Here is an 8,786-nt window from a genome sequence, read left to right as displayed (position 1 = left end):
TATAATCTGGCTTTTCTTTGTGAAACATGGCCTTACCTCACAAACTGTTTTCTTTTAGTATACTCCTAAACAGAGCAAAAAGCTCTTAGAAATGTAATTCCAAGAGCTTTGTCTTCAGTCTGAGAGAGCCAAAGCTCTCTTTGTTTTCTTGCTTACATCAATCCGGCAACATGGGCAATGATACCTACCGCAAAAAGTGCAAGAATCATAACAATAGGTGACACTTTCTTTCTAAGCAACCACATACATAATAGAGTTAACAAAAGTCCCATTAGGCCTGGAATCAATGAATCTAGCTGCCCTTGAAGGCTGTTTGTTTTGATAGGACCAAGATTTAAGTTGTCATTAAAGCCTTCAATAGCTTCCTTTAACTTGCCTCCGGTAACGGCACCATTAGGTAGAGTGACAAATGTTTTACCATTATCGTTGCTAAGCTTAGTTGTTGGTAAATCTACAGCAAATTTAACACTAACCCAACGCTCAACCAAGGCTGCTAAGATGAACATACCAAGAATAGACGCTCCCTTAGTAATCTTTTGGAGGATACCCCCTGAAAGGTCTTTGGTAATTTCGGAACCAGCTTTAAATCCTAACTCTTGTGTATACCAGAGGAAGGCCATACGGATGATATTCCACCCGAAGAAGAAAATCAGCGGGCCAACAATATTACCTGCTTGTGCAAGTGAAGCGCCAAGAGCACCAAGGATCGGACGGAGCGTAAACCAGAAAACAGGGTCACCGATACCGGCCAAGGGTCCCATCATACCGATTTTAACCCCTTGGATAGCAGCATTATCGATTTCAGCTCCATTAGCTTTTTCTTCTTCCAAAGCTAATGTTACCCCAAGGATAGGGGCAGCTACGTAAGGGTGGGTATTAAAGAACTCCAAGTGACGTTCCAAAGCTGCAGAACGATCTTCCTCAGAAGTATAAAGCTTTTTAATCGCTGGAATCAGTGAGTAAGCCCAACCCAAGTTTTGCATCCGTTCATAGTTCCAAGATCCTTGTAAGAATGTTGAGCGCCACCAAACTTTACGACGATCAGATTGTGTTAATTGAATTCTTTCTGCCATTGTTTTGCTCCTTTCTAATAGTCTTCCAAGATATCGCCAATTGGATCTCCGGAACCGCCAGAGCTACCAGCAGATCCGCCTCCATTACCAGCCATATCTGACAGGTTGAGGTAGATAAGAGCAGCTGCGACACCAATTGTACCAAGAGCAACTAAAGTAAGATCGGTAACGGCAGCAAAAGCAAAACCAAGGGCAAAGAATGGCCAAGTTTCACGGGTTGCCATCATATTGATAACCATAGCATAACCAACAGCAACAACCATACCACCACCAATGGTCATACCGTCTTTTAGCCAAGATGGAATCGCATTTAACAGCTCTTGTACAGTATGGGTAGGCAGAGCAAGAAGGAGGGCTACAGGCAACATAATACGTAAACCTTGAAGAATCAAGGCCGTAAAGTGAGCCCGTTCGACAGCGCGGATATTCCCTTTTGTTGCAGCTGTATCAGCTCCGTGAACAATCCCAACAGAGATAGTACGTACCAACATGGTCAATGCAAGTCCGGCAACAGCGAGTGGAATAGCCACTGCTTGGGCAACACCAATACCAGATTTAGAGAAATCTCCCCCTTTAACCATGATAACTGCTGCAGCCGTTGCTGCTAAAGCAATATCTGGCGCTACAGCCGCTCCGATATTTGCCCAACCGAGAGCAATCATTTGCAGTCCACCGCCGAGAATTAACCCAGCTTCTAAGTGTCCTGTAGCCAACCCAATCAAGGTACATGAAACCAATGGTTGGTGAAGTTGGAATTGGTCCAAGATACCATCAAGCCCTGCAAAGAAGGCGATGATGAGGACCAAAATAATAGAAATAACTGACATTATTCTAGTTCCTTTCGTTTATGACATAAAAATTATTGAATATGTGCCTTCTCGATAAGATCAAACAAATCTTTCTGAGAATCATTTGGGACCTTACGCACGTCGAATGTAACCCCGAGATCGCGAAGTTTCTCAAAGGTTGCAACATCGTCCTTGTCCATGGATAGGACGTTGTTGACAACGGTCTTACCAGTCGAGTGAGCCATAGAACCAACATTAAGTTCTTTAATTGGCACCCCGCCTTCAATGGCTTCCAGAGCCTCTTGCGGTGTCTCAAACAGGATGAGCGCATGTGTATCGCCAAAGCGAGGGTCCTTGGATGCTTCAACCAATTTCTTGATTGGCACAACATTAGCCTTAACACCGTTAGGTGCCGCTTGTTTGATCAGACTCTTACGCAGTTCATCTTTTGCGACAGTGTCTGAAGCAACGATGATCCGATTGGCTTTAGAGTTTGGTGTCCATCCAGTTGCCACCTGTCCGTGAAGCAGACGTGTATCTACGCGTGCCAAGTTGATTTTGAGCTTACCGTCCCCGATAACAGTACCTTCGGGGATCGCACCCTGTCTAGGACCTGCAGAACCAGTTTCAGCAGCTGGCGCTTCCTCAGTGGGATTAAGTTCTTCAGGAAGCACTTTAACACCGTCTTTGGCCTCCTTAATGATATTTGCCGCTACTTGTCCAACACCCGCATCAGCAGCCATTAAGCGCTCAGTGTAGGCTTGGATCAGCATTGGCAGATTAAGTCCTGTAATAATGGCCATTTTGCGATCAGGATTTTCACCCATAACGCGGCTGGCTTGGTTAAATGGTGAACCAGACCAAAGGTCGGCTAGGACTAGGATTTCATCGTCAGCCTCGAATTGTGCGATAGCATCGTTGAAATGATTATAAAGGTCATCAGGTCCTTCATTTGGCATAAAAGTGACCACTTGTACCTTCTCTTGCTCACCGAAAATCATAGAGCCAGATTGGTGGATACCTTCAGCGAATTTACCGTGGCTGGCAATAATAATACCGATACCCATTCTTGAATTTCCTCCTTTTTATTTAGTTACCTCTACACTCCTTGCTAATCTCTCCCGTGGACTTTTCTTTTGGAGTTTAGGGGCAGTCAAGAACAAGTCTATTGTAAAACGCTTTCAGATAAAAGTCAAGATAAATTTCTGGAAAACCCCATCTATTTTCAAAAGAATGCAAAAACTTTCATTTGCTTCTTTATACAAGATACTAAGGGCGACCGCAGATAAAGCAAAAATAGGAGGTTTGACAAAGACGCTTGCGTTTAGGAAAAAATCTATCTTTTTTGCACAATCTGCAGCCCGAGTTCAATTTACAAGATACTAAGGGCGACCGCAGATAAAGCAAAAATAGGAGGTTTGATGAAGACGCTTGCGTTTAGGAAAAATCTATCTTTTTGACCCTATCTGCTGCTTGTGTGTCCACTCTAGATTATCAATCTTGTTTGAGAGTGGGACTCAATTGGTAAATCATGATGAAATTGCGATTTTGATTTTCTTCGCTCTCTTATTTAAGGCCCGGGCCTCTGCCACTTTCCTGTTTTTAGGTGGCAGGATTTGGCAGTATATCTCCAGACAGCCAAACTCCACCGGAGTATTTCAATCCCACCTTTGCATAGTTGATCTTGGTTTTCTCAAACAGTCCAGTGAACTGTTTAAGAGGGTATCTGAAAATGGAACTATGCCCCAAGATAAGGACGTTCAATCAATTACTGCGTCAAACTGTCATATCTCAAATAATTTATGGAGGCAGGATTTTTGTCTCAGCCCCAAAGTTGAAAATAAGGATCAAACTGGTAGGTAGCTTTTACAGTGACAAAGTCTTAAAGGAAGCGATGCATCTGTTTGCAAAAGGTGTGTAATTTTAAGCCGATTGCAAACACATAAAAACCAGTCAGCTTCTTATTTAAAGGTGACTGGTTCTACCTATATTATTATGATCGTTTTTGAGTGTTAAAGGAATATTTCCGCCAGCTGTCTAGCAACCCCGTCTTCATCGTTGCTGTATTTTGTTATAAAATTTGCAAAAGGCAAGAGGGTATCACTGGCGTTTTTCATAGCATATCCTGTACCAGCAAAAGCCAGCATTTCTGTATCATTGTGTTCGTCACCAAAAGCGATAAGATCCTGTTTATCTTTGCGCAACCGTTCCAGCAAGTGCTTTAGGGCAAAGGCCTTGTTTACTCCTTTAGGTGAAAATTCTAAGATATTGAGCGGTCCTCCCCAAGAGTCAACCTCTACTTCGTTTTTAAAGTGCTGCTGAATTTGATCTGCCAGCAGGTATTTGTCCTCAGCATGAGTCTGCATAAGCAAAGCATTAGGATCCCGTGTAATTTTTTCAGGAATTAAGGCCATTTGGTCAGTAATCTTAGGAACACCGAAAATTTCTGGCGGGATCAATTGACGATTCTCCATTGTAATATAGAAGTTTTTGCGGTATTCACTGGCTAAGAAGTCTGTCTCAAAGGCGTCATAATTAGCAAGGGCTTCAAATAAGTAGTCCTTGTCTATCCTCATATTCAACTCGCCTGACCATTTCTTTTCAGGAATGTGGGTCAGTGCACCATTGAAATTGATCATAGGTCCTGTGAGTTCGAGTTGCCGATAAGCCTCTTGTGCCATGCGGTAGGGACGTCCTGTCACAATAATTATCTGGTGTCCCAGTGCTTTAATCTTTTTTAATGTATCTAAGGTATACTTCGAGATAGTATTGTCGCTGCGCAACAAGGTACCATCTAAGTCCAATGCAATAATTTTCTGAGTCATATTTCCTATTATAACAGAAAAAAATAAGGAATCTAACAAGAGGAGCTATATGGGGGGATCGATAGGTAATGAAAGATAAAATATAAAAGCGATTGATTTTAATTTTTAGCACTAGAAAGTGAACTAAATTTAGCTTGTTTCGGCTGTTTTTGGATAAATAGAGTTGTTTTCCGAACAATTATAGGGTATAATCAAATTATTGTTCTTTAAAATTAAGGATGATGAAGTATAAGAAAGGAATGCTTCCATAAAATGGAAAAATTTTTTAAACTGCAGGAACGCGGAACAGACCTCCGCACAGAGATCATGGCAGGGCTAACTACCTTCTTTGCCATGTCCTATATTTTATTTGTCAATCCAGCCATGCTAAGCCAAACAGGAATGCCCCAGCAGGGTGTTTTCCTAGCAACGATTATTGGAGCAGTTGCAGGAACACTCATGATGGCCTTTTATGCCAATCTGCCCTATGCTCAAGCACCTGGTATGGGACTTAATGCTTTCTTTACCTATACAGTTGTCTTCTCATTGGGCTACAGTTGGCAGGAAGCTTTAGCTATGGTCTTCCTTTGTGGAGTTATTTCGCTGATCATCACGGTCACCAAGGTTCGTAAGATGATTATTGAATTTATTCCAGCAACCCTTAAATCAGCTATTTCAGCTGGTATTGGTATCTTTTTAGCCTATGTTGGTATCAAAAATGCCGGCTTTCTTCACTTTGCCATCGATCCTCACACCTATACAGTGTCAGGTAAAGGAGCTGGCAAAGCCGCCGCCTCTATTACTGCAGATGCTTCAGCAACACCAGGCTTAGTGCCTTTTAATAATCCGGCTGTTCTTCTTGCGCTCATTGGTTTAGCTATCACAATTATCCTCATCGTTAAAGGAATTCGTGGTGGAGTCATTATTTCCATTGCCTTAACCACCCTTGTCGGAATTCTCCTAGGGGTCGTTAAACTTGGGGCGATTGATTGGCAGGCAACAAGTCTAACCGCCTCCTTTCACGACTTGAAAAGTATCTTTGGAGTAGCTCTTGGCAGTCAGGGACTGGGTTCTCTTTTTGCCACTCCTTCGCAGATTCCAGGTGTCCTCATGGCAATTTTAGCCTTTTCTCTGACTGATATTTTTGATACAATCGGTACTTTAATTGGTACAGGTGAAAAGGTTGGGATTGTAGCAACTACCGGTGAAAACAAGGAGTCAGCAGGGCTAGATCGTGCTTTATTTTCAGATTTGGTAGGGACATCAGTTGGTGCAATCGCTGGAACCTCCAACGTAACGACTTACGTTGAATCAGCAGCAGGCATTGGTGCAGGTGGACGAACAGGCCTGACTGCCTTGGTTGTGGCGATTCTCTTTGCCGTTTCTAGTATCTTTAGTCCTTTGGTATCTATTGTACCAACACAGGCTACCGCTCCGATTTTGATTATTGTTGGGATCATGATGCTATCTAATCTGAAAAATGTCCAATGGGATGATCTCTCAGAAGCTGTACCTGCCTTCTTTACGTCCATTTTTATGGGATTTGCTTATAGTATTACTTATGGCATTGCTGCTGGTTTTATCACCTACACTCTGGTAAAAATTATCAAGGGAGAAGCCAAGGATATTCATGCCATTCTCTGGATTTTGGATCTTCTCTTTATACTGAACTTCATAAGCTTAGCAATTCTTTAGTTTCTCTTGCAAAAAGGCTGTTGCGGCAGTCTTTTTTGCAGAACAAAAGACCAGATGGGCAGAAAAAATTGGACGGAAACTGCTTTTTTGATATAATGGCTTTATGTTTTATAGTCATAGTGAAGATGAGCTAATAGCTATTGGAATTAAAATCGGACAAGCTCTACAGGCACAAGATATTCTTGTGCTGAAGGGGGAACTCGGAGCCGGTAAGACCACGCTGACTAAGGGAATTGCTAAAGCATTAGATATTGATCAAATGATTAAAAGTCCGACCTACACGATTGTGCGCGAGTATGAAGGGAGACTTCCGCTCTACCATCTGGATGTTTATCGCATTGGGGATGATCCGGATTCTATTGACTTAGATGATTTTCTCTTTGGTAATGGAGTAACTGTTATTGAATGGGGAGAGCTTCTAGCCGGTAGCCTACCGGCTGACTATTTAGAAATAGTCATTGCTCTAACTAATGATGGTCGTCAGGTCTCTCTTAGGGGGACTGGACAGCGTTCCCGCGACTTAGTGGAGAAGCTTAATGACTAGCCAAGAGATTGTTTTTGAAGAGGCCAGAGCTCAGGAAGCTGTTTATGTGAGTCAATTTTTAAATGAGCTTACAGCGGAGACTGACTTGATTATTAAGGATAGGCCTAGTCTGGCACCAGAACAAATGGCAGAATTCTTATTGAAGCAGTCTAAAAGTGAGCGTGATATTTGCCTGCTTGCCAAGTCAGGAAGCCAGGTCCTTGGCCTCTTGAATTTGGTCAGCTTTCAGATGGCAACAGGTGGTTGGTCAAGTGATATATTCCTAGCTGTTGCTAAAGATTATCGCGGCTATGGTCTAGGTCAGACCCTGCTGGAGTTAGTCTTAGATTGGGCGCAGGAAACTCAATTATTGGAACAGTTAGAATTGACTGTTCAGGTTAGAAATAAGCCTGCTCTTCATCTTTACCGAAAGTTTGGTTTTGAGATTGTCAGCAGACAGAAGGCTGCTGTGCTAAGTAGAGATAATCAGTATCTTGATATCTACTCTATGAGTAGAGCACTATAGTAAGGATAGATATGAAACTAGGAAGAAAAATTTTTTTAATGTTGTCTGCCATTATCGTGACAACAGTTGTTGCAGGTCTTGCTTATGGCGGGAGTGCCCTTAGCTTTTCTAATAATCAATTAGCCAAGACCTTTAAGCAGTACGGAGCATCCAGCAATGCCATCGAGCAGACTGAGCCTTTCTCGATTTTGCTCATGGGGGTGGATACCGGTGATTCTCAGCGTAAGGAAACATGGGAAGGTAACAGTGATACTATGATTCTGGTCACCGTTAATCCTAAAACAAAGAAGACCACCATGACTAGTTTGGAGCGCGATGTTTTAGTTAACATGTCTGGAGACTCAGATTCTGAAAATCAGGCTAAATTAAATGCAGCTTATGCTAGTGGTGGTACCAAGAAATCCTTATCGGTCATTGGGGATCTCCTTGATATTAATATTGACTATTATATGCAGGTCAATATGCAGGGGTTGGTTGATTTGGTTGATGCCGTTGGTGGTATTAAAGTTACTAATAATTTTGATTTTCCCATCTCTATTGCTGAAAATGAACCTGAGTACACAGCAACTGTTGAACCAGGAACCCACCATATTAATGGTCAGCAGGCTCTGGTTTATGCTCGGATGCGTTATGATGATCCAGAAGGCGATTATGGCCGTCAAAAGCGCCAGCGGGAAGTTATCCAAAAGGTTGTTGCCAAATTGCTCAATATGGGTAGCAGCGTTAGTAATTATCAAAGAATCCTCAAAGCTGTTAGTAAAAATATGCAGACAGACATTGACTTATCCTCCAACAACCTAACCAACCTTCTAGGCTACAAAGACGCTATTAGCAATGTCAAAACCTACCAGCTTAAAGGGACAGATGCTATGATTGACGGTGGTTCTTACCAGTTGGCGGATGCTGATGGTATTCTTAAGATTCAAAATCGCATTAAAAAGGAATTAGGATTGAAAAAAGGAACAGCTTCTAATTTAAAAACGAATGCAGTTCTCTATGAAGACATCTATGGTGATGGCAGCTTTTCTTCAGACGCTAGCTCTGACAGTGGTTATAGCGATTATGGTAGTGGTAGCAGCTATAGTGACGGTGGCTATGCCCCAGGAGCTGGTTCTAGCGGCGGTGATACGGGCGGCGCAGTAGGCGGATATGGCAATGATGTGGGTGCTTATAGTAATTCTGGTGAAGCGGGCTCCAATGGTAACTATGGTAGCAATAGTATCCCTAGCTATTAATGGTAACCTGCGGCCAGTTACGACGTGAGCAGAAATTTCATGATCAATCCAATCTAGTGAGGGACTAAAGAAGCCAATGATGGTTGCTATTAGTAAATGGGATGCTTCGCTGTTTTTATGACTTCAAAGCAGCGACAAAATG

General features: G+C 42.5%; 8 protein-coding genes. 4 read left to right on the top strand and 4 right to left on the bottom strand.

The features are described 5' to 3' along the window. Window positions 1-152: 152 nt before the first annotated feature. The 4 genes from AC4HAL_RS10175 to AC4HAL_RS10160 all read right to left on the bottom strand — a co-directional run bounded on the left by AC4HAL_RS10175 (window position 153) and on the right by AC4HAL_RS10160 (window position 4,686). Window positions 153-1,073, bottom strand: a complete 921-nt coding sequence (locus AC4HAL_RS10175) for a PTS system mannose/fructose/sorbose family transporter subunit IID (RefSeq protein WP_491094067.1) — start codon at window positions 1,071-1,073, stop codon at window positions 153-155. 14 nt (window positions 1,074-1,087) lie between these two features. After that, on the bottom strand, window positions 1,088-1,900 hold the full coding sequence (locus AC4HAL_RS10170) for a PTS mannose/fructose/sorbose transporter subunit IIC (RefSeq protein ID WP_447453060.1): 813 nt from the start codon (window positions 1,898-1,900) through the stop codon (window positions 1,088-1,090). 32 nt (window positions 1,901-1,932) lie between these two features. Further along, window positions 1,933-2,928 carry a PTS sugar transporter subunit IIB gene (locus AC4HAL_RS10165; RefSeq protein WP_491094066.1) on the bottom strand — a complete coding sequence of 332 codons (996 nt, stop codon included), beginning with the start codon at window positions 2,926-2,928 and terminating at the stop codon, window positions 1,933-1,935. Window positions 2,929-3,873: 945 nt separating this feature from the next. Beyond that, window positions 3,874-4,686 carry a Cof-type HAD-IIB family hydrolase gene (locus tag AC4HAL_RS10160; RefSeq protein WP_491094065.1) on the bottom strand — a complete coding sequence of 271 codons (813 nt, stop codon included), beginning with the start codon at window positions 4,684-4,686 and terminating at the stop codon, window positions 3,874-3,876. A gap of 252 nt (window positions 4,687-4,938) precedes the next feature. On the opposite strand from AC4HAL_RS10160, the gene AC4HAL_RS10155 reads away from it, so the two are divergent. The 4 genes from AC4HAL_RS10155 to lytR all read left to right on the top strand — a co-directional run bounded on the left by AC4HAL_RS10155 (window position 4,939) and on the right by lytR (window position 8,644). Further along, on the top strand, window positions 4,939-6,360 hold the full coding sequence (locus AC4HAL_RS10155) for an NCS2 family permease (protein WP_491094064.1): 1,422 nt from the start codon (window positions 4,939-4,941) through the stop codon (window positions 6,358-6,360). A gap of 103 nt (window positions 6,361-6,463) precedes the next feature. Then, on the top strand, window positions 6,464-6,904 hold the full coding sequence (gene tsaE / locus AC4HAL_RS10150; RefSeq protein ID WP_491094063.1) for a tRNA (adenosine(37)-N6)-threonylcarbamoyltransferase complex ATPase subunit type 1 TsaE: 441 nt from the start codon (window positions 6,464-6,466) through the stop codon (window positions 6,902-6,904). Further along, the gene (locus AC4HAL_RS10145; protein WP_491094062.1) at window positions 6,897-7,409 is read left to right on the top strand and encodes a GNAT family N-acetyltransferase; all 513 of its coding nucleotides are present in this window, start codon (window positions 6,897-6,899) and stop codon (window positions 7,407-7,409) included. The genes tsaE and AC4HAL_RS10145 overlap by 8 nt, the downstream gene beginning before the upstream one ends. Window positions 7,410-7,420: 11 nt before the next feature. Then, window positions 7,421-8,644, top strand: a complete 1,224-nt coding sequence (gene lytR / locus AC4HAL_RS10140) for a glycopolymer--peptidoglycan transferase LytR (RefSeq protein WP_491094061.1) — start codon at window positions 7,421-7,423, stop codon at window positions 8,642-8,644. Window positions 8,645-8,786: the final 142 nt, after the last annotated feature.

Source organism: Streptococcus sp. ELY_125 (assembly GCF_058314535.1).
Note: the sequence above shows the minus strand (reverse complement) of the source record. Positions and strands in the feature narration are given on the sequence as shown.